Annotated in this window: 22 protein-coding genes and 1 pseudogene; 17 read left to right on the top strand and 6 right to left on the bottom strand. The window is 49.1% G+C overall.

Features of this window, described 5'->3' with window-relative positions; translation table 11 throughout:
* The 3 genes from C2M29_RS09620 to C2M29_RS09610 all read left to right on the top strand — a co-directional run bounded on the left by C2M29_RS09620 (position 1) and on the right by C2M29_RS09610 (position 1,586).
* On the top strand, positions 1 to 798 hold the full coding sequence (locus C2M29_RS09620; protein WP_158684701.1) for a CsiV family protein: 798 nt from the start codon (positions 1 to 3) through the stop codon (positions 796 to 798).
* Between the two features lie 20 nt (positions 799 to 818).
* Positions 819 to 1,070 carry an outer membrane protein assembly factor BamE domain-containing protein gene (gene bamE / locus C2M29_RS09615; protein WP_105189577.1) on the top strand — a complete coding sequence of 84 codons (252 nt, stop codon included), beginning with the start codon at positions 819 to 821 and terminating at the stop codon, positions 1,068 to 1,070.
* A 63-nt stretch (positions 1,071 to 1,133) separates the two neighbouring features.
* On the top strand, positions 1,134 to 1,586 hold the full coding sequence (locus tag C2M29_RS09610; RefSeq protein ID WP_105189576.1) for a hypothetical protein: 453 nt from the start codon (positions 1,134 to 1,136) through the stop codon (positions 1,584 to 1,586).
* Position 1,587: 1 nt separating this feature from the next.
* Here the strand turns inward: C2M29_RS09610 and C2M29_RS09605 are convergent, their stop codons facing one another.
* The 3 genes from C2M29_RS09605 to C2M29_RS16590 form a co-directional block, all read right to left on the bottom strand.
* Positions 1,588 to 2,964 (bottom strand): hypothetical protein, encoded by a 1,377-nt coding sequence (locus C2M29_RS09605; RefSeq protein WP_442792548.1) that lies wholly within the window; start codon positions 2,962 to 2,964, stop codon positions 1,588 to 1,590.
* Between the two features lie 111 nt (positions 2,965 to 3,075).
* Complete coding sequence (locus C2M29_RS09600; protein ID WP_105189575.1) at positions 3,076 to 5,667, bottom strand: TonB-dependent receptor plug domain-containing protein; 2,592 nt, start codon at positions 5,665 to 5,667, stop codon at positions 3,076 to 3,078.
* 580 nt (positions 5,668 to 6,247) lie between these two features.
* On the bottom strand, positions 6,248 to 6,691 hold the full coding sequence (locus tag C2M29_RS16590) for a hypothetical protein (RefSeq protein ID WP_158684700.1): 444 nt from the start codon (positions 6,689 to 6,691) through the stop codon (positions 6,248 to 6,250).
* Positions 6,692 to 7,005: 314 nt separating this feature from the next.
* Here C2M29_RS16590 and ccoN point away from each other — a divergent pair, with 314 nt between their 5' ends.
* From ccoN to ttcA, 11 genes and pseudogenes are all read left to right on the top strand, one after another.
* On the top strand, positions 7,006 to 8,439 hold the full coding sequence (gene ccoN, locus C2M29_RS09595) for a cytochrome-c oxidase, cbb3-type subunit I (protein ID WP_105189574.1): 1,434 nt from the start codon (positions 7,006 to 7,008) through the stop codon (positions 8,437 to 8,439).
* An 11-nt stretch (positions 8,440 to 8,450) separates the two neighbouring features.
* Positions 8,451 to 9,070 (top strand): annotated as a pseudogene (gene ccoO, locus C2M29_RS09590) (cytochrome-c oxidase, cbb3-type subunit II).
* A gap of 5 nt (positions 9,071 to 9,075) precedes the next feature.
* The gene (locus C2M29_RS09585; protein ID WP_105189573.1) at positions 9,076 to 9,261 is read left to right on the top strand and encodes a cbb3-type cytochrome oxidase subunit 3; all 186 of its coding nucleotides are present in this window, start codon (positions 9,076 to 9,078) and stop codon (positions 9,259 to 9,261) included.
* Complete coding sequence (gene ccoP, locus C2M29_RS09580) at positions 9,258 to 10,226, top strand: cytochrome-c oxidase, cbb3-type subunit III (RefSeq protein WP_105189572.1); 969 nt, start codon at positions 9,258 to 9,260, stop codon at positions 10,224 to 10,226. Before C2M29_RS09585 ends, ccoP begins: the two co-directional genes overlap by 4 nt.
* Before the next feature lie 114 nt (positions 10,227 to 10,340).
* A complete protein-coding gene (locus tag C2M29_RS09575) occupies positions 10,341 to 10,835 on the top strand; it encodes a FixH family protein (RefSeq protein WP_105189571.1) in 495 nt (164 codons plus the stop codon).
* A gap of 6 nt (positions 10,836 to 10,841) precedes the next feature.
* A complete protein-coding gene (locus tag C2M29_RS09570) occupies positions 10,842 to 13,217 on the top strand; it encodes a heavy metal translocating P-type ATPase (protein WP_442792559.1) in 2,376 nt (791 codons plus the stop codon).
* Positions 13,214 to 13,387, top strand: a complete 174-nt coding sequence (ccoS, locus tag C2M29_RS09565; RefSeq protein WP_105189569.1) for a cbb3-type cytochrome oxidase assembly protein CcoS — start codon at positions 13,214 to 13,216, stop codon at positions 13,385 to 13,387. Before C2M29_RS09570 ends, ccoS begins: the two co-directional genes overlap by 4 nt.
* Complete coding sequence (locus tag C2M29_RS09560) at positions 13,374 to 14,045, top strand: sulfite exporter TauE/SafE family protein (RefSeq protein ID WP_105189568.1); 672 nt, start codon at positions 13,374 to 13,376, stop codon at positions 14,043 to 14,045. Before ccoS ends, C2M29_RS09560 begins: the two co-directional genes overlap by 14 nt.
* Positions 14,046 to 14,081: 36 nt before the next feature.
* The gene (locus C2M29_RS09555) at positions 14,082 to 14,837 is read left to right on the top strand and encodes an FNR family transcription factor (RefSeq protein ID WP_105189567.1); all 756 of its coding nucleotides are present in this window, start codon (positions 14,082 to 14,084) and stop codon (positions 14,835 to 14,837) included.
* Positions 14,838 to 14,942: 105 nt separating this feature from the next.
* Complete coding sequence (gene uspE / locus C2M29_RS09550) at positions 14,943 to 15,866, top strand: universal stress protein UspE (protein WP_105189566.1); 924 nt, start codon at positions 14,943 to 14,945, stop codon at positions 15,864 to 15,866.
* A 106-nt stretch (positions 15,867 to 15,972) separates the two neighbouring features.
* Positions 15,973 to 16,890 carry a tRNA 2-thiocytidine(32) synthetase TtcA gene (gene ttcA, locus C2M29_RS09545; protein ID WP_105190230.1) on the top strand — a complete coding sequence of 306 codons (918 nt, stop codon included), beginning with the start codon at positions 15,973 to 15,975 and terminating at the stop codon, positions 16,888 to 16,890.
* A 57-nt stretch (positions 16,891 to 16,947) separates the two neighbouring features.
* Here ttcA and C2M29_RS09540 read toward each other — a convergent pair whose 3' ends face one another.
* The 3 genes from C2M29_RS09540 to C2M29_RS09525 all read right to left on the bottom strand — a co-directional run bounded on the left by C2M29_RS09540 (position 16,948) and on the right by C2M29_RS09525 (position 19,455).
* Entirely contained in the window at positions 16,948 to 17,775 is an 828-nt protein-coding gene (locus C2M29_RS09540; protein ID WP_158684699.1) for a hypothetical protein, read from the bottom strand.
* 218 nt (positions 17,776 to 17,993) lie between these two features.
* The gene (locus C2M29_RS09530; RefSeq protein WP_158684698.1) at positions 17,994 to 18,644 is read right to left on the bottom strand and encodes a DUF2987 domain-containing protein; all 651 of its coding nucleotides are present in this window, start codon (positions 18,642 to 18,644) and stop codon (positions 17,994 to 17,996) included.
* Positions 18,637 to 19,455, bottom strand: coding sequence for a glucosaminidase domain-containing protein (locus C2M29_RS09525; RefSeq protein ID WP_105189562.1), 819 nt, complete (start codon positions 19,453 to 19,455; stop codon positions 18,637 to 18,639). The genes C2M29_RS09530 and C2M29_RS09525 overlap by 8 nt, the downstream gene beginning before the upstream one ends.
* Before the next feature lie 160 nt (positions 19,456 to 19,615).
* Between C2M29_RS09525 and C2M29_RS09520 the strand changes: the two genes are divergently transcribed.
* The 3 genes from C2M29_RS09520 to C2M29_RS09510 all read left to right on the top strand — a co-directional run bounded on the left by C2M29_RS09520 (position 19,616) and on the right by C2M29_RS09510 (position 23,591).
* Positions 19,616 to 20,908 carry an anti-phage deoxyguanosine triphosphatase gene (locus C2M29_RS09520; RefSeq protein ID WP_105189561.1) on the top strand — a complete coding sequence of 431 codons (1,293 nt, stop codon included), beginning with the start codon at positions 19,616 to 19,618 and terminating at the stop codon, positions 20,906 to 20,908.
* A gap of 137 nt (positions 20,909 to 21,045) precedes the next feature.
* A complete protein-coding gene (locus C2M29_RS09515; RefSeq protein ID WP_105189560.1) occupies positions 21,046 to 22,134 on the top strand; it encodes a DUF481 domain-containing protein in 1,089 nt (362 codons plus the stop codon).
* Positions 22,135 to 22,142: 8 nt separating this feature from the next.
* Positions 22,143 to 23,591 carry a DcaP family trimeric outer membrane transporter gene (locus tag C2M29_RS09510; protein WP_105189559.1) on the top strand — a complete coding sequence of 483 codons (1,449 nt, stop codon included), beginning with the start codon at positions 22,143 to 22,145 and terminating at the stop codon, positions 23,589 to 23,591.
* Positions 23,592 to 23,624 lie beyond the last annotated feature (33 nt).

Raw genomic sequence — 23,624 nt, 5'->3', positions numbered from 1 at the left:
ATGTTAATCACGTTGCTGGCAATGCTCAGTGTCCCGAGTTACGCCGATGGTCGTTGGTTTGAAATCGAGGTACTGGTCTTTGACCAAGGCCAGACCCAAAGTACGGAAACGCTGCGTAACGAGGAGCTCGATCTGAGCCAGTATCAATACGACAACGACCTGCTGACCCCAGCCTACCTGTATACCCTAAACGGCCAGTGTGCTAATGGCGAAATAAGCCCGCCAACAAGAGCCAACGATGTGTTTGCTCTGCAAGGGCAAGCGTCGGGCGCTAGTTGTGACTACAATGCCGCCGACTTGGTGAACCTGCAGCGCTTGCCCAAGGTACCCAAGGCCGAGGCGCAAGACCATACCGCCAGTCCTTATGTGCTTGCGCCCGAGCAACTGCAATTTGACGAGCAGCGCCAGGCCCTCAACCGTAAAGGCAAACGGGTTCTTGTGCATACCGGCTGGCGTTTTGCCGGTCAATCTAAACGCTCGGCGCCGCGTTTTCGCCTTTTCGGTGGTGAGCAGGTGGCGACCTTGAGCGAGCTACCCGAACAGATGGCACAAGATGGTCTATTATTAGCACCAAGCACGCACTACGAACCGCAGTGGCAATTGGATGGCTTTTTAAAGGTGCACCTAAACCATTATCTTTACATCACCTCTAACCTGGTGACCCGCGCCTTAGGCGACACCGACACCTCGGTCAGTGGTGAGTTTTCACAATTTCGTCGCGTTATTTCTGGCGAAATCCATTACTTCGATCACCCGCAAATTGGCATGCTGGTGCAAATTAGACGTTTTAATCACTAATTAGTGATAAGGAAAATAACATGAAAAAATCGCTTCTTTTAGCTATCGCCGCGGGTTTAACCCTAACTGCTTGTTCTAAAGTAACCTTGGAAAACTACGAGCAAATCAAGGTCGGTATGGACCGCGCAGAAGTAGAAGCGCTTTTAGGCAGCCCGTCTGCCTGTGAAGACAAAGCCCTACACACCAACTGCATCTGGGGTTCAGAAAGCAAAAACATTCAAGTTACCCTGGTATCGGATAAAGTAACTCTTTATTCTGAAAAAGGTTTGTAATCGAGATGGGGTGGCGTTGCCACCCCGACAATCTACTCTCATTAATGGAATAAGGATATTGCCATGAAAAAAATAAGCCTGGTTGGCGCCTGTGCCACCCTACTGCTATCAAGTCACTCCATTGCCGGTATTTATACCGATGACCTGGCAAAATGTTTGGTTAAATCAACCAGCCCTCAAGATAGAACCCAATTAGTACAATGGATGTTTGCCGCCGCCTCTGCCCACCCTGCGGTACAAGACATCTCTAACGTGACAGGGCAACAAATGGAAACAGCCAACAAGCTTACCGCCGGGTTATTTATGCGCTTGTTAACCAAGTCATGCAAGGTGCAAACTAGAGATGCCATTCGTTACGAAGGGCCATATGCCATCCAAGGCAGTTTTGAAGTGCTTGGCCAGGTAGCGGGTCAGGAATTGTTTGCCAGCCCTGAGGTCACGCAGTCCATCGCTGGACTGGAAAAATATATCGACTCCAGCAAGATCGATGACGTGGTCAACGACACCACTAACTAATCTAACTATGCTGTACTTCACCTATGGGCTCTAAGGCCACGACCGCGGAACGATTCAAAGTGATCTTATAGCGCTGGGCCTGTTTATCGCCAGCGCTGCTGTGGCTTACTAATACCAGATTAATCTGATAACGCCGCTCAACCACATGCTTACGTATTTTTTTACCTGTATATTCATATAGCTTCCCTTCCCCTTTACGTAAATAACGCACCATGGGTGCCAAGCTTATACTCGTAGTTTGATTTAATGCGTCGTAGCCAGGTAAAAACGCATTAACCATAACCTGGTTTTCAAACTGCATATATAGCCATTGTGCAGCCTGCTTATTCTGCTGACGTCGTTTAGAAAATATAGCCGCAACATCCTTGGGTATACGCTTAGGCCTAATATATTCCAACCACACCTTTTGTTTGCCAACTCGAGACCGAGTAGTAGTGTTATAAAATATATTAAGCCACTTGGCGCGACCACGAATAATACGCCGCCATAAAAAATGGGTAATATCTTCTTTAAATATCTCCCGTAAACCATAAATGGCTCCCAATAAAGCCACTAGACCAACGGTAACCTGAGTAAAACTGGTTCGCGTATTGAGTACGAGTACCATCACAAAAGCCATGATCACCGCAGTTACCAGACCTTTAACCATCCTTTTCAACAACGTATTCAGGTTCTTCGTCTCTCTTTTCAAGACCACACCATGTTCAATTAAACGCTGTAATAACAGCATCTTATTGGCGAGACGGTTGGGATCTTCCAAGGTTGATGAGGAATTATAGCGGGCATTTTGACGGTGCTCGTTCTCATCTTGGCAAAATTGTAGTAATTGCGAACGCTCCAAACCGAAGTCGGTGGTTTTTGGCGCCTTGTCGAGTAACCTTAAAAGCCCTTGCTCAATATACCAACTGAGAAAGTTATCCGCGTTGTGATAGAAAGATAACAGTTTCTTCTCTTTCGGCTTGTAACGGCGCAAACGTTTTAACAGCCGCTCGGTTTCTTGTTTTAATGCTAATGCCCGTATATAAAATTCGTCCGCCTCAGTAATACTCAGCGCTTCAGAAATATCAGTATCCACTGCCAGACGTACCTGATAGCAATATAGGTTAAGATTTTGCCGGTATTCCTGCTCATCACCACGCACTTTACTTACGTAGCGGCTACGAACTAAGGGTAAATGTATACCGCTGGCATTATAAGCCAAATGACTTTTAATATGGTTATAGTAGAAGCTTTCTTCCCCCAGAGTGTTGGGATTAATACCCATTTCATTGGGGATACAAAAATACAACTCGATACGGGTGTGGGATTTAGGTAGCAATGATTGCCCAAGCGCCAGACGCAAGCCTTCATCAAGTTTGAGTGTAGCGATTTCGTGCAAAGGCTAAGCCCCCTATTGTATTGATAATAAAAGTATAACCTATTTTTCATGGATAAAAAAAATGCCCATCAGCACGCTGATAGGCATTTTAATGCTAAGGCTTAAAGCCAATTAGAACTTAACGTTCACACTCGCGAAGAAGCGACGACCTAGTACGTCATACGTGTACGGGTCAGTGTTAGAATCGTTGTTGCCTGAGTAGTAAGGCGCTTGCTTATCAAACAAGTTGTTTACACCACCAGAAAGCGACACAGTGTCGTTGATGATGTATGAACCGCTGATGTCATGGTAAACCACGGTGCCAACGCTTGGTACTAGACACTCAGCGTCATCGGCAAGACATGAGTAGCTGTCAAGACCGTCGATCATACGTGCTTGATACTGTGCGTCCCAGTTGTCGCCAGCAACATTTAGCGTGAAGTTAGTCTTGTACTCAGCGTAGCTGCCTAGGCTAGAAGTTACTAGACCTACATAGTCGATGCTGCTTGTACCTGAGTCAACGATGTATTCGTCAAGGATAGTGATATCCAGGCCTGTACGCCATGCTAGATCAAGGGCGTCAAACGCGTACTTGAAGTTAACATCGTAGCCTTTAGTTTGCTCAGCACCGATGTTTTGTAGCTGGTTGTTGAAGCTGATGCGGCCAGTGCTTTGGTTGAAGTTGATGTCTGCAGACTGACATAGAGCCGAACCTGTGTTGATGTAACCACCTGTGTTCTTGTCTAGACAGTACTCAACAATGTACTGGTCGTTTACGCTTGAAATCGCGTTTTCAATTTCAATGTCGAAGTAGTCAACGGTCATTGAGAAACCGTCTAACCATGAAGGCGCGTATACGAAACCAGCAGTTAGCGTATCAGCTTCTTCTGGAGTCAATTGGTCGTTACCACCTACAGTTACTTCAGCCTGGTCTTGTGCACCTGGGAACTTAACCTGTTCGAATGAAGGTGATTTACCTTGGTATAGCTCAGATACGGTAGGAGCACGGAAAGCTGTTGAACGTACCGCACGAAGCATTAGTTCATCGTTTACACGATAAGTTAGACCTAGCTTCCACGTCTCGTCAGAACCGAAGGTGCTGTAGTCGAATGCACGAACGGCTGCACTTAGGTCGATGCTGTCAGCAAATGCTGCATCGGCAACTAGCGGCACGGCGAATTCAACATAAGCTTCGTTTACATCGAAACGACCGCCGGTAGGCTCAACACGTGGGTCATTAGCAAGACCTTGTGAAGTTAGTGAGTCTGGCACATACCAGGCTTTTTCTTCACGACGCTCGATACCCGCAGCGAAACCTACGTAACCAGCAGGAAGTTCCATTACTTCACCGTTAAGGCCCGCAGAAATAACCAATAGCTGGCTACCGCCCGAGTTGTTTTCGGTGTAGTTGTACTGTTGTAAGTTGTCACCAGACCAGTCAGTTTGATCTAATGGGTTGAAGTCGCCTTCAACGATAGCGTCTTGGATTGAACCCATGTTTAGTAGGTTAGTTGCGCGGTCAACCGAGTCGTTACGACCGAATACAACTGATGTATCCCAGCCCCAACCGTTGTCGAATTCACCGTTTAGGCCAACTACGGCACGTACAGTATCAACAACCTGCTCGTAACCACGAGGACCAACGTCAGTCATACGACGACCGTAAGAGATCTCTTCACCGTCGGCAACACCGTGTGAAACTAGAGAATCACCCATATTTTCAGCGTCATAAGTAAAGTCGAACCATACTGGCTGAGGTGCCATTTGCTGATCTGACCAACGCTTAGAGTAAGTGAACTCTGAAACTAGACGCGTAGTGTCTGTTAGCTCAAAGTTACCCACACCCGTTAGGTTAAGACGACGCATTGGCGTGTATAGGTAGCTAGATGCCGAGTAGTTGTATGCATCTTTAGTACCGTCGTAGTCGTGCCATTCACCGTCAGCTTGGCCTTGTAAACTGGCATTTTCAGCCCAAACGTGACCGAAAGGCGTGTAAGAAGAACCGCCACAGTAGAAGCTGCCGTTATCGTAATCTTCTTCGATTGGACAATCAGAGAAATCACGGTCAGCCTGAGAAGCATCGCCACGGTCGGTGTACTGAAGACCGATAACCACGTTACCGCGGTCGAAGCTAGAACCCATAGTGATGTCGAATGAAGTCTCATCGGCATCGCCTTCACCGGTGATTGCACCGCTTAGGTTCATGTCCAGACCTTCAAAGTCATCTTTAAGGATGATGTTAACTACGCCGGCTACCGCATCGGTACCGTAAACAGCAGAAGCACCGTCTTTTAGTACTTCAACCTGCTTGATCATAGAAACAGGGATGGTGTTAAGGTCAACAGTAGACGCAGCACCTGTACCTGAGTTGATCATACGACGACCGTTTACAAGTACTAGCGTACGCTGAGCACCTAAACCACGTAGATCAACGCGTGCGTTACCACCTGAGCCGTTGTTCACGGCAGGGTTAGTCATGGCACCGCTGGCAGCAGTCATTTTTTGTAATACGCTATCGATGCTGGTCGCACCCATGGCTTTAATATCGTTGGCACCGATCAAGGTTACTGGCGACGCAGTTTCCATGTCGGTACGCTTGATGCGAGAGCCCGTTACTTGAATCTTTTCAATTGCGTCGGCTGAAGAATCCGCAGCAATTGCTTGAACACTTGAGAACATAGGCAAAGCTGCAACAACAGCTAGCCCTAGTTGTGTCTTTTTCATATTAAACCCTACTTGTTGAATTTTTACCCGTTTTGGGTGGCTATGCAGTTCATATTTTTATGAATTTACTGCACAACGCCGAGCAACTTAGGTTTAATTAACTGAACGAAAACTGAATGAAAGTACGCATATCAAACAACACAAAATACCCCGAGTTTTCCCATAAAAGCATGTAACCACTTGTTATAAATGTTTACGCCTATAAGCCTTTAAAAATGCGAACTAAGCACCTTGGCAAATAACAATTTTTGATACCTGAAACTATATGCGGTGACTTTGTAACTCAATGTAATCAGAGGTGCCGGGGTTTGCTTAATCGAAAATTTACAAGTTATACACAGGCCGTTATTCATGCATTTAAAATATACGGGTTAAATTAATAGCTTAGCGCCACCAGTTTTTGACTTGCTGAAAAAACAATAATGGCTGGCGATTATAATCCAACCAACTATCGGTGAATTTATATGCAAACAGAATATTCAAACGGGCGCGGCGAAACAGCACCGAGACCTAAGTATCAGCCGGAAATGAGCTTTGCCGTTGAATTACTGGGATAGAACGAGGCCGTCCACTGGGCGTGTTACGGGTGGGTAACGTTAATGGGATACGTAAGGGTTTGTGCTTGTCCGTTATGGCTCACATTGACACTTAAGTGCCAGAGCATGTTAGGTTCGGAGCAGGCGCCAACCATGATATCGGCCTGCCACAACTGCTCGTCTATTTGCTTAAAAAGCACCGGGATAGTGCCCATATACATGGTGATTCCCTGCATCTTTGCGCCCTGTATCTGCGTATCGGATGGCATGTGCAAAGAAACAGAAAACGACGACTCAGGATGGACACGCTCGGCACTTAGGGCGAAGTAAAATGGCTCGATATGCAAGGGGTGGTAATCACAACAATGGGTGAGCGGCCCATCTTTGACTATACTCATGTCGGCGTCGTCACACGCGGTCAATGACAGCAGCGTCGCCAACAGGGGAAACAAAATAAGGTAGTGACGGGTGTGGAACGGCGGCAGCATGGTTATTTATTGAACATTAATTTAGCGACAATATTAACCAAAGGGATCACCGCTGACTAGGCATTAGTTAAAAAATCCCCAACTTCGCGTGATAATTTGATTGAAGTCATTATTTTAGCCATTTGCGCTATCTTTTTGAGGTCAAAAATTTTATTATTTCGACCGCAAATAATAAGAGTGTTGTGAGTCTGCTTTCTGAAACGCTTAGTGAAATGAGAGTTTTAGGTAGTCGGCTTTGACACCATCAGTAGGCCCTATTCGCAAGAGTAGGTATTTCATTTCTAATCGCATAATAATGCAGCGGAAACCTGACAATGAGCCAAACAGTAGCATCACAAACTGAGTACAACTATAAAGTTGTTCGCCAATTCGCTATTATGACAGTGATTTGGGGCATCGTTGGCATGAGTGTTGGTGTGTTAATTGCTGCCCAGCTTGCCTGGCCAGCATTGAACTTCGACACCCCATGGCTAACATACTCTCGACTACGTCCGTTACACACGAACGCAGTTATCTTCGCATTCGGCACCAGTGCCCTGTTCGCAACGTCTTACTACGTTGTGCAGCGTACCTGCCAAACGCGCCTTTTCTCCGATAAACTTGCAGCTTTCACCTTCTGGGGCTGGCAACTGGTTATCGTTTTAGCCGCCATTACCCTGCCTTTGGGTATTACCAGCTCGAAAGAATATGCCGAGCTTGAGTGGCCAATCGATATCCTAATCGCCATCGTCTGGATTTCTTACGCTGTTGTTTTCTTTGGCACCCTGATTAAGCGTAAAGTATCGCACATCTATGTTGCCAACTGGTTCTATGCCGGCTTCATTATCACGGTTGCGGTATTGCACATTGTTAACAGCATGGCCGTACCGGTATCACTGACTAAGTCATACTCTATCTACGCCGGTGCCGTTGATGCCATGGTACAGTGGTGGTACGGTCACAATGCGGTAGGTTTCCTACTGACCGCTGGTTTCCTTGGTATGATGTACTACTTCGTACCTAAGCAAGCGGGTCGCCCTGTTTATTCTTACCGTCTATCGGTTGTTCACTTCTGGGCACTTATCTCTCTATACATCTGGGCTGGTCCTCACCACCTACACTACACCGCGCTACCTGACTGGACTCAGTCACTGGGTATGGTGATGTCTGTAATTCTATTCGTTCCGTCTTGGGGTGGTATGATCAACGGTATCATGACGCTATCTGGCGCATGGCACAAACTACGTACCGACCCGGTACTTCGTTTCCTAGTTGTATCGCTTTCTTTCTACGGTATGTCTACGTTCGAAGGCCCAATGATGGCTATCAAGTCAGTAAACGCGCTTTCGCACTACACTGACTGGACCGTTGGTCACGTACACTCGGGTGCCCTAGGTTGGGTTGCCATGATTTCAATCGGTGCAACATACCACCTGATCCCTGCACTATTCGGCCACAGCCGTATGTACAGCGTGAAACTGGTTAACACCCACTTCTGGCTACACACAGTAGGTGTTGTACTGTACATCGTTGCTATGTGGATCTCTGGCGTAATGCAAGGTCTAATGTGGCGTGCAGTAAACGAAGACGGTACGCTTATGTACAGCTTCGTACAATCGCTAGAAGCATCACATCCTTTCTACATCATGCGTTTCCTAGGCGGTGTATTCATCGTAGCGGGTATGCTGGTAATGGCCTACAACAGCTATCGCACTATTGCAGCTAAGAAAGGCTCAATTGCAGACGATGCGCAAGCACAAGTAGCTTAAGGGGTAGGATGATGAGCAATAATAACTCTAGCAACAAACACGAAATTGTTGAAAAGAACGTTGGCCTAATGGCCATTCTCACGGTGTTCGCAATCAGCTTTGGTGCCCTAGTGGAAATCACTCCGTTGATGTTCCAAAAGACACCACTGTGCCGGTAGACGGTCTACGTCCTCTAACGGCGCTAGAACTTGAAGGCCGCGACATCTATGTACGTGAAGGTTGTTACAACTGTCACTCACAGATGATCCGTCCTTTCCGTGACGAAGTTGAACGCTACGGCCACTACTCTGTTGCTGGTGAAAGCGTGTGGGACCACCCATTCCAGTGGGGTTCTAAGCGTACCGGTCCAGATCTGGCTCGTGTTGGTGAACGTTACTCTGACGATTGGCATTATGCTCACTTAATGGACCCACGCGCCGTGGTTCCTGAGTCAAATATGCCGGCTTTTCCTTGGTTAGATGAAAACGTACTTGATGGCAAGTTGACCGCCAAGAAAATGGAAGTTTTCCGTGACTTTGGTGTGCCTTACACGGATGAAGACATCCAGGGCGCGCAAGAGTCTGTAAACGGCAAGACCGAAATGCAAGCGCTTATCGCTTACTTGCAGCAACTTGGCACACACTTGAAGTAATTATTATGGATTACGGCACGTTCAGAGGCATTTTAACTCTGGTAATAATGGTACTTTTTATCGTGATTGTGTTGTGGGCCTTCAGCAAGCGCAGCAAAAAGCGCTTCGACGATGCAGCCAACGCCGTGTTTGAAGACGAAAAGAAACACCAAAGCACAATCACTAATGAGGAAAAGGAGTCTGAGAAATGACTAGCTTTTGGAGTATTTGGGTCATCGTTCTAACCTTGGCCTGTCTAGTTCTTATCTTCGGCCTACTAGTTTGGAACTTAAAGAACTTCGTAGGTGTTAAAGAAGGCGAGAGCTGTGGCCATGAATTCGATGGCATCGAAGAAATTAACAACCCGCTGCCTAAATGGTGGACTTACATGTTCTTCGCGACCTTCGTGTGGGCCGTGTACTACCTAGCAGCCTACCCTGGCCTGGGTAACTTTGAGGGTTTGTTAAAGTGGAAAAGCTCTAACCAGGGCGTAACATCACTAGAAGAGTCGAAAAAAGCGGTTGAAGACATGCACGCTAACGGCTACCGCATCCAGCTGGATGGCGAGTACCGCGCGGCAGAAGAAAAATTCGGCCCTATTTTTGAGTCATTCGCTAAACGTGACGTACTGGACCTGGCATCTGACGAGCAAGCGCTAGAAATCGGCCAACGCCTGTTTCTACAAAACTGTGCTCAGTGTCACGGCTCTGACGCCCGTGGTGGTGACGGCTTCCCTAACCTAACCGACAATGATTGGTTATACGGTGGTACGCCTGACAAGATCAAAGAAACGCTACTACACGGTCGTGTTGCTGCTATGCCTAGCTGGGAAGCAGCCCTTGGTGACCAAGGCATCAAAGAAATGACTGCCTATGTACTTAGCCTTTCTGGTCGTACGGTTAACCAACGTGATGCCGCCGCAGGTAAAACTAAGTTTGCCATGTGTGCTGCCTGTCACGGTGCCGACGGTAAAGGTTCGGTGGCTCATAACCTACCTTTCGGTGCGCCTAACCTAACCGACAACACCTGGTTATACGGCAGCGGTTCAGCTCGTTCTGTAGAAGAAACGCTACGTAACGGTCGTGCCGGTGTAATGCCAGCGTGGAAAGACATTCTTGGCGAAGACAAGGTTCACCTGTTGACCGCCTACGTATACAGCCTGTCGCAAGACAAGTAAGCATACGAATTTAATCGAAATCAAAAAAGCCTCCTATTTGGAGGCTTTTTTTTAGGATTTTATTCACCAATGCCGTAAAATAGCCGTCACTTATCTGGCAACTAACTTGGTATTATGAACGCAACTCCCTGGTATAAGCAGTTTTGGCCTTGGTTTTTACTTTTCTTCCCTCTTGCAACCATTATTGCCTGTGTTGGCCTGATCACTCTGGCGGTGGGCAATGGCCCGGATATGGTGGTCGATGACTACTATAAAAAAGGCAAGGCCATCAACCTCGAGTTAACCAAGTTCAATAAGGCTAAGGCCTTGTATTTACATGGCGATTTGCAAATCACTGGTGAGCGTATCAGCTTTACCTTCACGAAGGGCGATGACTCAAAGGTAGCGGCGCTAAACATAGGGTTATATCACCGTACCATTGGCGATAAAGACCAGACCTTCAGGCTTACCAAAAACGCTCGTGGCCAGTTCACCACCCTACTCGATGCACCTATCGAGCAAGGTGCCTATACGGTGTTTATCACCCCATTCGATGACACCTGGAAGTTAAAAGAAAACATTCAACTGCCACAACCGGGCGCGATTAAAGTGAGCCCCGAGTATAAATAAATGAGCATGCAGTCCTGCTTTCATTGCCTGGAGCCCATACCCAAGGGCTTCAATGAGTCGGTTGTTGTTAACAACCAGCCCGAGCCCATGTGTTGTATTGGCTGTAAGGCGGTGGCCGAGACCATTATCGCTCAGGGCATGAGTGACTATTACAAATACCGCACCGAGTCCGCGGGCAAGGTTCAGCAGCTGGTGCCAGAGCAACTGGCATTGATCCAAAGCTATGATAACGAGTCTATCCAGCAGGAATTTATTTCCCATCAGGGCAATGACAAAGAAGTACTGCTAAGTGTGGAAGGCATAAGCTGTGCTGCTTGTGCCTGGCTGATTGAAAAACAGCTGTTGGCTCATTCCGGGGTGAAGCGCGTCGATGTAAATACCTCAACCCATCGCGCCATGATCGTCTGGGACGACACTCAGGCCAAACTCAGTACCCTGATCACCAGCCTGGCGGAGATCGGCTACAAGTCTTACCCCTTCCAGGCCGATAACGAAGCGGCGCAAAAGCAGGCACAGGCAAAGAGTTTTATTCGCCGTCTCGGTGTGGCCGGCTTGATGACCATGCAGGTGATGATGTTTGCCTTCGCCATGTACTTTGGCATGTTTTCCGGCATGGAAGACAACTTTGAACAGTATTTTCGCTGGATCAGCCTAAGCCTGGCCACGCCGGTAATTTTCTACTCAGCACTGCCGTTTTTAAGTAACGCCATCACCGGCTTAAAGGCCAAACAATTAAATATGGATGTGCCCGTCTCCTTGGCCATTTTCGGCGCCTATTTTGCTAGCGGTTATGCCACCGTCAGCGGTACCGGCGAGGTGTATTTTGAGTCCATCTGTATGTTTACCTTCTTACTGCTGCTGGGCAAATACCTGGAGTTTCGCGCCCGCCTCAAAGCCAGCGAATTCACCGCAAACCTGCAGCAACTGCTGCCACTGACGGCCCGCGTGGTTGACGGCGATAACGAAGAGCAGTTGATCAGCGCTAAGTTGTTAAAGCTCGGCGATACGGTGCGAGTCAAAGCCGGCGAAACCATTGCCGCCGACGGCCTGGTGGTGAGCGGGCGCTCCAGCGTCGATGAGTCAATGATGACCGGCGAACATCACCCAGTTAACAAAACCCACGGCGATCAGGTTCATGCCGGCACGGTAAATCACGACGGAGTGTTAACCTTAGAGGTAAACAAGGTAGGCCAAAACACCCTGGTCAATCAGATTATTCGCCTGCAGCACAGTGCCCTGAGTCAACGCCCGAAAATTGCGCAAATCACCGACAAGGTGGCCCAGTGGTTTGTCGCCTGCTTATTGGTTTTTGCCTCGATTACCGCGTTGTCCTGGTATCAAATCGATCCGGAACATGCCTTTTGGGTGACCATAGCTGTCTTGGTTGCCACCTGCCCCTGTGCCTTGAGCCTGGCAATTCCCACGGCGCTCACCTGTGCGGTGGCCAACCTCACCAAGCGGGGCGTGTTAATAAAACAAGCCCATGTGCTGGAAACCGCCACCAAGTTGACCAAGGTCGGTTTTGATAAAACAGGCACGCTGACCTACGGCCGCTTCGCCATCGCCGAAATAGAAATTCTCGATACCAGTTACAGCGACCAGCAGTTGCGTTCATTAGCGGCCAGTTTGGAGCGCTATTCCGAGCACCCAATTGCCAAAGCCTTTAGCGATATCACTCCCATTCACCCCCAACCGGAGCAGGTGGAAGTGCATACCGGCTTTGGCGTTGCCGGGGTGTGGCAAGCACATCGGGTACATATAGGCAAGGCCAACTGGTTCACCCACGACCTTGACCTCAATGCCCAGGCGGTGTTGTTTATCGACCAACAGCCCGTGGCCGCCTTTTATCTGGAGGACCAGGTACGTGACCATGCCGAAGCGCTGCAAGCGGAGCTTAAAGAGCAAAATATCAGCCGTGTGATGCTCACCGGTGACCCTTCTACAGCCGGTGAGTTCTTGGCCGAAAAGCTGGAGCTCGATGCCTACCACGGCGCCCTGCTTCCCGAAGACAAGCTGGCGTTAATGCAAACATGGCATGGCGAAGGACAGGTATGCGCCATGATAGGTGATGGCGTGAACGACAGCCCTGTCTTTAATGCCGCTCACCTCTCCATTGCAATGGACAGCGGTGCCGATATTTCTAAAAACACCGCCGATGTGGTACTGCTTAACAGCGACTTACGCTCGGTGGCGCAACTGATCCGCGTGGCCAAACAAACGCGGCGCATCATTAGGCAGAACTTAACCCTGTCTTTGTGTTATAACGGAGCTATTCTGCCCCTTGCCGCCTTGGGCTGGGTCGCCCCTTGGATGGCGGTGATCGGCATGTCGGCAAGCTCGATTATTGTTATAACCAATTCACTACGGCTGCTGCGCTTATGAGTATCATCTACGTTTTAATCCCCATTGCCATTTTGTTTGTGCTTATCGCCATAGGTATTTTTTTCTGGGCGGTCAGAAGCGAGCAGTTTTCCGATCTGGAAAAGCAAGGTCACAGTATTCTCTTTGAAGACGACAAAGAGGAACACGACAAGAGCAATGAACGAGATTAACTTTGCCGCGGCCCTGCTTATGGGCCTAGCCGGTAGCGGTCACTGCGTCGCCATGTGCGGGGGTATCGCCGGCACGTTTCAGCTCGCCAGCCGCGATCTGCCGCCGCTCGGGGCAACCCTTGCCTATAATGCCGGGCGCTTAAGCAGCTATGCCCTTGCCGGTGCCCTGGTCGGCGGTTTTAGCGCCGCATTCGCCAGTCAAAATAACCATATTAGTCAGGCTTTGAGCCTGCTCAGTGCGGTGTTCATGGTCCTCGTTGGCCTCTATGTGATGCGCCTATTTAACCCCCTGGGCGGCATAGAAAAGCTCGGAAACTGGGCTATTTGGCGCCATATCGTCAAGCTTAATCGTCACCTGATGCCGGTCAATAGTTACCCCAAGGCACTGTTATATGGCGCGTTGTGGGGTTGGTTGCCCTGTGGTTTGGTATACAGTGCCCTCACCTGGGCTATTTTCAGCCAAAGTGCAGCCGACGGTGCCTTATTTATGGCTTTGTTTGCCCTGGGGACTTTACCCGCGCTGCTCGCCTTGGGCTTGGGCGCCAACGCCATAAAGGGTATACTTAACCAAACGTGGGTGCGCCTGGTGCTAGGTAATCTATTACTTTGGTATGGGCTCTATAGCTTGGTTATTGCAAGTGCCTCGCTAGTCACGTAGATTTAACTTCATCTCTTGCTTACCTTGGAATGTAAAATGGACGTAAAAACACAACTTTCTGGTAAATTCGCCGGTAAATCGAATTGCACCATTAGCTGTACCAACTGCTCTATCTCACAGTTGTGCCTTCCTTTTAGCTTAAATGGCGAAGAAATGGACCGCCTTGATGAAATCATTGAGCGCAAAAAGCCACTGCACAAGGGCGACTACCTGTTCGAGTCCGGCACTAAGCTAAAGTCCATTTTCGCGGTTCGCAGCGGCTCGTTTAAGTCCTTCACCCTTTCCGAGCAAGGTGAAGAGCAGATCACTGGTTTTCATCTTGCGGGAGATCTCGTGGGTTTCGATGGCATTCATACCTTTACTCACCAAAGCTTTGCCCAGGCCATGGAGACCTCTATGGTGTGTGAAATTCCCTTTGAAACCCTCGATGATTTGGCCGGACGCTTGCCAAAATTGCGCCAGCAGATCATGCGCCTGATGAGCAACGAGATTAATTACGATCAGGAGATGCTGCTGCTACTGAACAAAAAGACCGCTGAGCAACGCCTTGCGTCGTTTTTGCATACCTTGTCTCGTCGCTTTAGCGAGCGTGGTTTCTCGGCCCGTGAATTTCGCCTTACCATGACCCGAGGTGAAATTGGTAATTACCTGGGTTTAACCGTTGAAACCATCAGCCGTTTACTCAGCCGTTTCCAAAAAAGTGGTTTTATTAGCGTCGACGGTAAATTTATTACCATCAACGATCATCAGCAACTTGCTCAGGCCGCAGCGATTTCTACGCCAAGCAGTTGATCTGACTCAAACTAAGTCCATTAGCGCCTTTAAATATCAGAGATTTCGATTACACTCAAAGATGTATTGAAATACTCTTAAAATTAGGTATTAAGGAGGCGCATAATGGACAAAATTAAACGAATACTCGCAGTTGTCGACCCTTCCGTCGAGCTACAACAGAGCTTATCTCGAGCCGCTGAAATAGCACGCAACACCGGCGCAAAAATAACCGCCTTCTTATCCATCTACGATTTCTCTTATGAAATGACCACCATGCTTAGCGGCGATGAGCGTGAAGCCATGCGCAGAGCCGTGATCGCCGATAAACAGCAGTGGCTACAATCGTTATCGGCACAGCATGAGGACATCAGCTTCGATACCAAGGTGGTGTGGCATAACCGTCCTTTTGAAGCCATTATTCGTGAGGTGTTAGAGCATGAATATGACTTGGTGATCAAGGGTACCCATCAGCATCACGCTCTTAAATCGGTGATTTTCACCCCTACCGACTGGCACCTTATTCGTAAGTGCCCCACTCCGTTGTTGCTGGTGAAGGATCATAAGTGGTTGGTTGGCGGCGCTATTTTGGCGGCCGTTAATGCATCCAGTGATGATGAAGAGCATCAAGCACTGAGCGAGCGCATTATTAAGGATGCCCAGTTTATTAGCAAAATCGCTCAGGGCGATCTGCACCTGGTCAATGCCTACCCGGCAACTCCGGTCAATATTGCCATCGAAATCCCCGAGTTTAACCCGTCTCAATATAATGAAACGGTGAAAGAGCACCACCTAAATTCCACCCGGGAGCTGGGTAAGCAATTTGGTATTGCCGAGCATCATCAACATGTGGAAGAAGGCCTGCCCGAAGACGTGCTGCCTCGCCTGGCGAAAAAACTCGACAGCGAATTGGTGGTCATTGGTACCGTGGGTCGTACCGGGTTTAGTGCTGCACTCGTGGGTAACACCGCCGAGCATGTGATCGATAGCCTTGATTGCGATGTACTGGCGCTTAAGCCGGACGGCTATCGCAGCCCCCTAGAAGATTAACGTTTTTCAAAACCCAAAGGCAGCATCAGCTGCCTTTTTCTTGATGCCTAGAGTGCGTCAGCCTATAATACGCGCCTTTGATTTTAGCCGTAACGAGGGTGCCCAGGTGTCGCATTCAGCACAAGCCAAAGCGCAATACAATTTCAACAAACTGCAAAAGCGCTTACGCCGCCATACCGGTCAGGCCATTGCCGACTTTAATATGATTGAAGAAGGCGATCGCATCATGGTGTGCTTGTCTGGTGGTAAAGACAGCTACACCCTGCTGGATATACTGCAAAACCTGCAACGTTCGGCACCAGTCAACTTCGAGCTGTTCGCCGTAAACCTAGATCAAAAGCAGCCCGGCTTCCCAGAACATATTCTCCCTGGATACCTTAATGAGTTGGGTATTGAATACAAGATAGTCGAGGAAGACACCTACGCCATCGTTAAGGACAAGATCCCCGAAGGTAAAACCACCTGCTCGCTATGCTCACGTCTGCGCCGCGGCATTTTGTACCGCACCGCCAAAGAAATGGGCGCCACCAAGATTGCCCTGGGCCATCACCGTGACGATATGATAGAAACCATGTTTCTGAACATGTTCTATGGTGGCAAGTTAAAAGGGATGCCGGCGAAACTCATGAGCGATGACGGCCAGCACATGGTGATTCGTCCCTTGGCTTACTGTAAGGAAGTGGATATCGCCGAGTATGCAGAGCATAAGGAGTTCCCGATTATCCCTTGTAACCTGTGTGGTTCGCAGGAAAATCTGCAACGACAAAACATCAAAGCCATGTTGCAGCAATGGCATAAACAACATCCGGGACGCATCGAAAGCATCTTTACCGCGATGCAAAACGTGGTGCCTTCGCACCTGGCCGACACTCATTTATTTGCCTTTAGCGACTTACAAACCGGCGAGGTGATCGACGGCGGTGACACGGCGATGGATAAACCTGAGGTACCCGTCATCCCCGTAGGCTATGACCAAGAAGATGAGGTCGCCGATACGACCCCTGCGATTATTGAACTGACTTAATGTCACCCTGAAAAAAGCGCTAATGAGCGCTTTTTTCATATATACAAGGCGGCTAGCCTATTCGCAGCCCTCCTCAATTTCATTAACACAAATATCACCGGTTTCAGTAAAGGTGGCATTACCGTCGACTCCTATGGCACCCACTTCAATTTTCATTTCCGTATTTGCCGGCAAGGCATCCAAAAACTCTTGTGAGACCGCAACCTGAAACGCCGATGCGGGCACCCGAACACTGAATTTCATCTTCGCCAAGGGATCTCCATCCTCGACAACGGTATCCATAACGACCTCCCACGCACCGACGGCTACAAATTCGGGGTGCATAGGCAAGCTACCATCACTGACTAAGTCATCAAGTTCGCCTCTGGTCGCACATTTACCAAGATCATTACCCGGCTCCCAGGTGATCACTCCACCATTATATGAAACATTGGCGGGCGCGGCCGGTAGGTGATAGGTAAGCAAGGTCTCTCCCTCGGCTTTTTCTCCTTCTTCACCTTTGCCCGTGACCATATAGATGCCGGGTTGCCAGCGCTCTAGAAACTCACTTAGTGTGACTATTTCTTCATCCTCTTCAGCTTCCGGATCATTCCAACACAAGGGTTCGGCGCTTTCGGCAAAGGTTTCGGTCAAGGTTTGTTCCTTCAATGACCCCCCGACTTTGTACTCGAACAGTTTGGCGCCATCTGGGTCCGTCAGCCGCGCCGACTCAAGGTCGTCACCGTCGAATAAAAAGTGGAAACCTATGTCTCCGTCGCTGGCATTAATTTCAATCAGAGCCAGGCATTCTCCGAAATCACCGCAGGGTTCGGTTGCCAAGCCCTGCATACTTGCGCCTGAGGTGACCACAAACAGCATGGCTCCTATTTTGGATATGTATTGCATTTTATATTCCTCGTTGCTTGCTTTTAACGGCGATCGAGGCATTCGCATAATACAAAATGAACGGGTCACCGTCATTACACTCGTAGAAAGTATAGAAGCGAGACAGGACTTTGCAGCGAGCAATAGGAAGAGTTTTGTTAGTCTGCCGTAGTACAGACAATCAAGGTTGAAATGGGGTGGGTCAGTAGCCCGGCGGCACCGGGCACTATGGTCAAAGATTAACCTTTATCAATCCAGGGAGTGATGCGCACCAGTTTGCCGCCATCAACCAATACCGTATCACTGTCTTGCCACTTATTTTTGATAGTGACCTTACAACGGGTGTCAACGCACTGCCAATCGGAGGGTACATTGGTCGGTACCGAGCCGTTAAAGTGCAGCTGAATGCCCTGCTGCTCTGGTAACAAGAAGGACATCAGGGTACCGACGAAGAAACCGGAAAGATCTGCTAATAGCTCATCAAATTCTTCATTTACCTGATAGAGCTGCCCTGCGGTGATCCCCTGTTGCGGCATTTTCGCTTCAATTTGCATGCTCAACTGACAACCACCGGCACTAGCGGGCGTTACCACCACCATGGCCTTGTGAGTATCAAGCTCTTTATCAAAGGGTAAAAACAGCTGACCTTGGTCGTTGTAAGTCAAGGCATAGCTTTGCTTTTCCGTTAAGATTTCACCCTCAGCAATATCGCACGGTTTGGCATCGGCATAGGTTTTTAAATAGAAACCTACCTGCGCATACTGATATTCGCCTTCGTTCACCACTTCCATGCGGTCATAAAACCCGTCGTAAGACATCACTACGGGCTCGGCGGCCGCGCCAAACGACAAAATTAATAAAGGGGATAACCAGGAAGACAATTTAATCATCAAAATACGCCTCATTATGATCTATCATCGCGTGCAGCTCTTCGATATAGGCTTCACCGCGTTCGGAGTAGGACATTAACCCATAGGCCAGCGCTTTAGCACTCAAGGGTTGTTGTGCCTGGCGCAATTCGGCGCGAATGTCGCGCAGCTCGCGATAAGCATTATGGGTATTAATGTTGTAAAAATACGCATCGACCGCCTCTTGTACCGATTGATACACGGCCACTTCATGTTTAGCACCCTGGTTACGGCGCTTGGGCACCAGGCCACAGCCTTCACTAAAACACCATTGGCCAAAAAAGTTTAAGCCGATACGGGCAAAGCGCGAGGTGCCCCAGGCCGACTCATTGGCCGCCTGCATCATCACCAGCTCTTTTGGGATCACATCAACGCGACGTAATGCCTGTTGCAATGACAGTTCGCCGATTTCTTCATCCGCAAGGCCATATTCGGCAAAGATGTCTGCCACCTTTTGCTCTTGTGTGGTGGATAAGGCCTGCTGATACTGCACCATCATCAGGGCAATTTCTAAGCTCGCACGCTGCTCCCTGACTCGGCCGTTTGCTTTTTCCACCGGACCACGAATAAAGTCAAAAAACAGGGATTTTTTCTTTTTGATATCCGTCACTTGTGCAAAGTTCGGTAGCTTCACATTATGCCGTGGTTTCTCTACCACCGGCTTTTTAGCCACCTGCTCAGGAGTCGCGTCTGTGACTTGTGCACCTTGCTCTTGCTGCCCCCAAATAAAGGGGTACAAAAGACCGGTAATGGATACGATGGCGAATAAAACGAGTCCCAGTTTTTTGATCATGACACCTCTAGAATTCATCTGTCTGGATAAACAAACGGCACATTATATCCTAACAGAGGCAAATACGAAATAATCACTACTTGAGCGCTAACATCATACAAGACAATGAGTTATTTATTGTTTACACTGAGTATATAAGACTCAGGGTGACGAGTATTGCATGGCCGATATTTGGCAACAAAGACGCACAGGTGAAGATAAGCACCGCCCCAATGATAATCGCTCTTCGTGGCAAGTGGATCGCTCACGTATCATTCATGCCGCTGCATTTCGTCGCTTACAGGCAAAAACGCAGATCATGGGCATCGGTCTCAACGACTTTCACCGCACCCGCCTTACCCACTCTTTAGAAGTTGCTCAAATTGGCAGCGGTCTGCTGCGCCATTTGGGCCGACAGCACCCCGAGGTCAAATGCCTACCCGACGACTCCCTGTTGGAAACCTTGTGTTTAGCACACGATATCGGTCATCCGCCATTTGGCCACGGCGGGGAAATTGCCCTTAATTATATGATGCGTGAACACGGTGGTTTTGAAGGCAATGCGCAGACCCTGCGGATTGTCGCCAAGCTCGAACCCTATACCCAGGGCTATGGCATGAACCTAACCCGCCGTACCCTGCTGGGCTTTATCAAATACCCGGCGATGCTCGATACCTTATGGCACAGCAAGCCATCGGAACCGGCGCAGCAGCGCTATATCAAGGCCAACGAATGGCGCCCTGCCAAAGGTTTGTATGGCGACGACAGCGATTTGGTGGACTGGATCTTTGCGCCCCTCAGTGCCGCAGATCGTACCTTGTTCCAAAGCCATCAGCCGCTGGATAGCTTCCGCGCCAAGACCTTGTATAAGTCGGTCGATGCCTCCCTCATGGAGCTTGCCGACGACATCGCCTACGCGGTTCATGACTTAGAGGATGCCATTGCCACCGAGCAGATCACCATCCACGATTGGCAATCTCATGCCGAGCCTGCCCTCGCTGAGCTCGACTGCCCCTGGTTGAGCGATGCCAATATGGCGCAACGATTATTTTTCCAATGCGAGGCGCAGCGCAAGGACATTATCGGTGAATTAGTTAATTTGTTTATAACCCAGGCCAGACTGTTGCCCACCGACGGGGATTTTAGTTGCGATATTCTTAGCTACCAGGTGGCCTTGCCACCGAGTTATCAGGCGCTGCTGGATGGCCTTAAAGGCTTTATCTATAAGCGCCTTATTCGCGCCCCGCATATGCAGCAGATCGAGTTTAACGGTCAAAAGCTGATCATCGAGTTGTTTGAAGCCTTTGCCAGCGACCCACTGCGCCTATTACCGGAAACAACCGCCATCGCTTATCGCCAGGCGGAACAAAGCGGTACCAGCACCTATCGGGTGTTGTGCGATTATCTCAGCGGCATGACCGATGAGTATGCTTATAAAACCCACCAGCGCCTGTTTAGCAGCAGCGCTTATTAACAAAACAGGCTTTGCGCCTAAGAATGCGAGCTTAACGTTGCACCCGTTTGTACCCTCGGCAGATTGACCTATTATTAATAGGCAATTAATTGCGTTTATTCACCCCCGTTGAAAACCGAGTTGCAAAGGAAGTCGCGATGCCATTTTTCGCCCTGTTTATGGTTATTTTTGCTCTGTTGTTAGCGCCAGGAGTTTATGCTCAACAGCCTTCGTTATTCATTGAAGAGCGCCAGGCCATTGTCAAAGACATAGATAAATATGACTGGATACGCCTGAGCTCAGGGGAGTGGCTAAAGGGCGAGTTCAAAGCCATGTACGACAAACAAATCGAGTTTGATAGCGACATACTCGATACCTTGTTTATCGACCGCGAAGATGTGCACATGGTGATATCCGGCAGGGCCCATAGTGTGCGTTTTAATGATGGATCGGTGAGCGAAGGACCCTTACTGATAGGCCCAGACTATGTCCAGGTGGGCGAACGTAAACTAACCTATTTGCCCAAAGACTTGGTTTCCATCGCCGCCAGCGCAAACAATGTCGGCGGTGCCTGGTATGCCAAGGTGGGCATTGGCGCCAATCTCAGCCGTGGAAATACGGAGCAAACAGAGCTCTCCGCCAGTGTCGATATTAAGCGGCGCACCGCCACCAATCGACTGCTGATAAACGCGCTAGCGGCACGCACCAGTAATGACGAAGAGGTCACGGAAAATAACGTACGCGCCAACGGCACCTTTGACTGGTTTTATACCAAGGCACTGTATTTTCGTCCGGTATTTTTCGAGTACTACCGCGACCCGTTTCAAAATATCGACCATAAGTACACCTTGGGTGCCGGGGTAGGTTATTACGTGGTTGATAATCAACGCTGGGAGTGGGATGTTGGTCTGGGTCCGGCCTATCAACGAACACAGTTTGCCAATGTCGCCGCCGATGCGGCCAGTAGCAACTCCTCCACCTCGGCTTATTTTGCATCGAATATGGATTATGAACTGACGTCTGACATAGATTTAAACTTTGACTACCGCTTTACCTTTGCCGAACAGGCCGCCGGCGGCAATGCCCAGCATGCCTTGGCCGGTGCCTCTATAGACATCACCAGTGATATCGATTTCGATATATCGCTACTTTGGGATCATTTGCAATCTCCCATTGCCAATGCCGATGGCAGCTTACCTAAAAAGGACGACTACAAGATGATCGTCACCTTTGCCGTCGAATTATAGGAGTGAATATGGCCGTGATACCCCCTCGACGCCTCAGCGGCGCCACAGTACAAAGCCCCACCAAGGGCCCCATTTTTGGCCTGGTCCTAACTCTGATGATGTTGGCCACGCCGGTACAAGGTGCCACGGTCGAAGAACGCTTAGCCGCGCTGGAACGTCGCATTACCGAATTAGAGCAGCAATTAAAACAAAAGGATGCCGAGATTGAACGACAACTTAAGCTTAAGGACGCCGAAATCGCTGCAATAAAACGCCCTCTCACCACGGTCAAAACCCAAACCGAGGAGCCCAGAAGTAAGATCAATGGCCGTCTATATCAGGAGTACGAACGCCCAAGCTACCGTTTTAAAACACCACCAAAAAGCATTTTCCTGAGCGACTCGGAAACCACCTTGCAAATTGGTGGGCAAATCTGGCTCGATGCCATCTATAACGATGGTGAAATGGTCAACCGCGGCGCCTTCCAAACCTCCTCAATTCTGTTTGAAGGCAACGCCAGTGACGATGACACCCTGCTTAGCGCTGGACAATCTAAACTCTCCTTTCGCAGTCATACCCCCACCGAGCATGGCGATATGACCACACGTTTTGAATTTGATATGTTCGATGCCGATGGCAAGGCTGATTTTAATCTCACTCACCTCTGGGGAGAGCTGGGCAACTGGGGGGCTGGGCAGACCTTTAGCGGTTTTATGGACATCAACTCCTTTCCCAATATCCTCGATTATTGGGGCCCATCGGCCATGGTGTTTGCCCGCCACCCGCAAATTCGTTATCGCCGCAGTTTAAGCAACGGTAGCTCCTGGACGGTGGGCATTGAGCGCTCAGATGCAGATCTTGCGTTACCGGTTTATATCGACCCGGCGTCCCTGAACTATAGCGAACAAAACGACTGGCCCGATGCCAGCGCCAGCTATACCTATCCATTTGAGCAGGGATATATTAAAACAGCACTGATATTACGTTATTTGGGATATAAAACCACCCAGCAAGAAGACAAGGTATGGGGCTGGGGTATCAATGTCAGCGGCACCTATGATCTGGACTACAGCCATAGTCTCAAATTTCAATTGGCTAACGGCAAAGGCATAGGCCGCTACCTTAACGATCCCTGCTGCCATTATTATGCCGATATCACCGGCGGAAGCGATGCCGGCCTGGACGGTAATGGCGAATTGACCGCCATCGGAGCCACGGCTGGCTTTATCTATCTGGATAAACAATGGAACGACAGCTACACCTCATCCCTTGGCATCAGCTATGTGGATATCGACAACATCATTACCCAGCATCCCTTCTCCTTTAACAACAGTCTCTACAGTACGGTAAACCTGATTTACAACCCCACCATCATGTCGCGCCTCGGGTTAGAGCTGCAATACGGTAAGTTGCAAAATTATCAGGGAGACAAGGGCGACAACATCCGCTTGCAGACTTCTTTTGGCTTTAAATATTAGAGCCACTTTCCCCCTTTAGTGATAAGGACTCAC

The organism is Pseudoalteromonas sp. T1lg48, assembly GCF_002964785.1.
Classification (GTDB): domain Bacteria; phylum Pseudomonadota; class Gammaproteobacteria; order Enterobacterales; family Alteromonadaceae; genus Pseudoalteromonas.
Note: the sequence above shows the minus strand (reverse complement) of the source record. Positions and strands in the feature narration are given on the sequence as shown.

Coding starts and splice junctions, on each gene's coding strand:
- C2M29_RS09620 (WP_158684701.1), top strand. CDS start 1: ATGTTAATCACGTTGCTGGCAATGCTCAGTGTCCCGAGTTACGCCGAT.
- bamE (WP_105189577.1), top strand. CDS start 819: ATGAAAAAATCGCTTCTTTTAGCTATCGCCGCGGGTTTAACCCTAACT.
- C2M29_RS09610 (WP_105189576.1), top strand. CDS start 1,134: ATGAAAAAAATAAGCCTGGTTGGCGCCTGTGCCACCCTACTGCTATCA.
- C2M29_RS09600 (WP_105189575.1), bottom strand. CDS start 5,667: ATGAAAAAGACACAACTAGGGCTAGCTGTTGTTGCAGCTTTGCCTATG.
- C2M29_RS16590 (WP_158684700.1), bottom strand. CDS start 6,691: ATGCTGCCGCCGTTCCACACCCGTCACTACCTTATTTTGTTTCCCCTG.
- ccoN (WP_105189574.1), top strand. CDS start 7,006: ATGAGCCAAACAGTAGCATCACAAACTGAGTACAACTATAAAGTTGTT.
- C2M29_RS09585 (WP_105189573.1), top strand. CDS start 9,076: ATGGATTACGGCACGTTCAGAGGCATTTTAACTCTGGTAATAATGGTA.
- ccoP (WP_105189572.1), top strand. CDS start 9,258: ATGACTAGCTTTTGGAGTATTTGGGTCATCGTTCTAACCTTGGCCTGT.
- C2M29_RS09575 (WP_105189571.1), top strand. CDS start 10,341: ATGAACGCAACTCCCTGGTATAAGCAGTTTTGGCCTTGGTTTTTACTT.
- C2M29_RS09570 (WP_442792559.1), top strand. CDS start 10,842: ATGCAGTCCTGCTTTCATTGCCTGGAGCCCATACCCAAGGGCTTCAAT.
- ccoS (WP_105189569.1), top strand. CDS start 13,214: ATGAGTATCATCTACGTTTTAATCCCCATTGCCATTTTGTTTGTGCTT.
- C2M29_RS09560 (WP_105189568.1), top strand. CDS start 13,374: ATGAACGAGATTAACTTTGCCGCGGCCCTGCTTATGGGCCTAGCCGGT.
- C2M29_RS09555 (WP_105189567.1), top strand. CDS start 14,082: ATGGACGTAAAAACACAACTTTCTGGTAAATTCGCCGGTAAATCGAAT.
- uspE (WP_105189566.1), top strand. CDS start 14,943: ATGGACAAAATTAAACGAATACTCGCAGTTGTCGACCCTTCCGTCGAG.
- C2M29_RS09540 (WP_158684699.1), bottom strand. CDS start 17,775: ATGCAATACATATCCAAAATAGGAGCCATGCTGTTTGTGGTCACCTCA.
- C2M29_RS09530 (WP_158684698.1), bottom strand. CDS start 18,644: ATGATTAAATTGTCTTCCTGGTTATCCCCTTTATTAATTTTGTCGTTT.
- C2M29_RS09525 (WP_105189562.1), bottom strand. CDS start 19,455: ATGATCAAAAAACTGGGACTCGTTTTATTCGCCATCGTATCCATTACC.
- C2M29_RS09520 (WP_105189561.1), top strand. CDS start 19,616: ATGGCCGATATTTGGCAACAAAGACGCACAGGTGAAGATAAGCACCGC.
- C2M29_RS09515 (WP_105189560.1), top strand. CDS start 21,046: ATGCCATTTTTCGCCCTGTTTATGGTTATTTTTGCTCTGTTGTTAGCG.
- C2M29_RS09510 (WP_105189559.1), top strand. CDS start 22,143: ATGGCCGTGATACCCCCTCGACGCCTCAGCGGCGCCACAGTACAAAGC.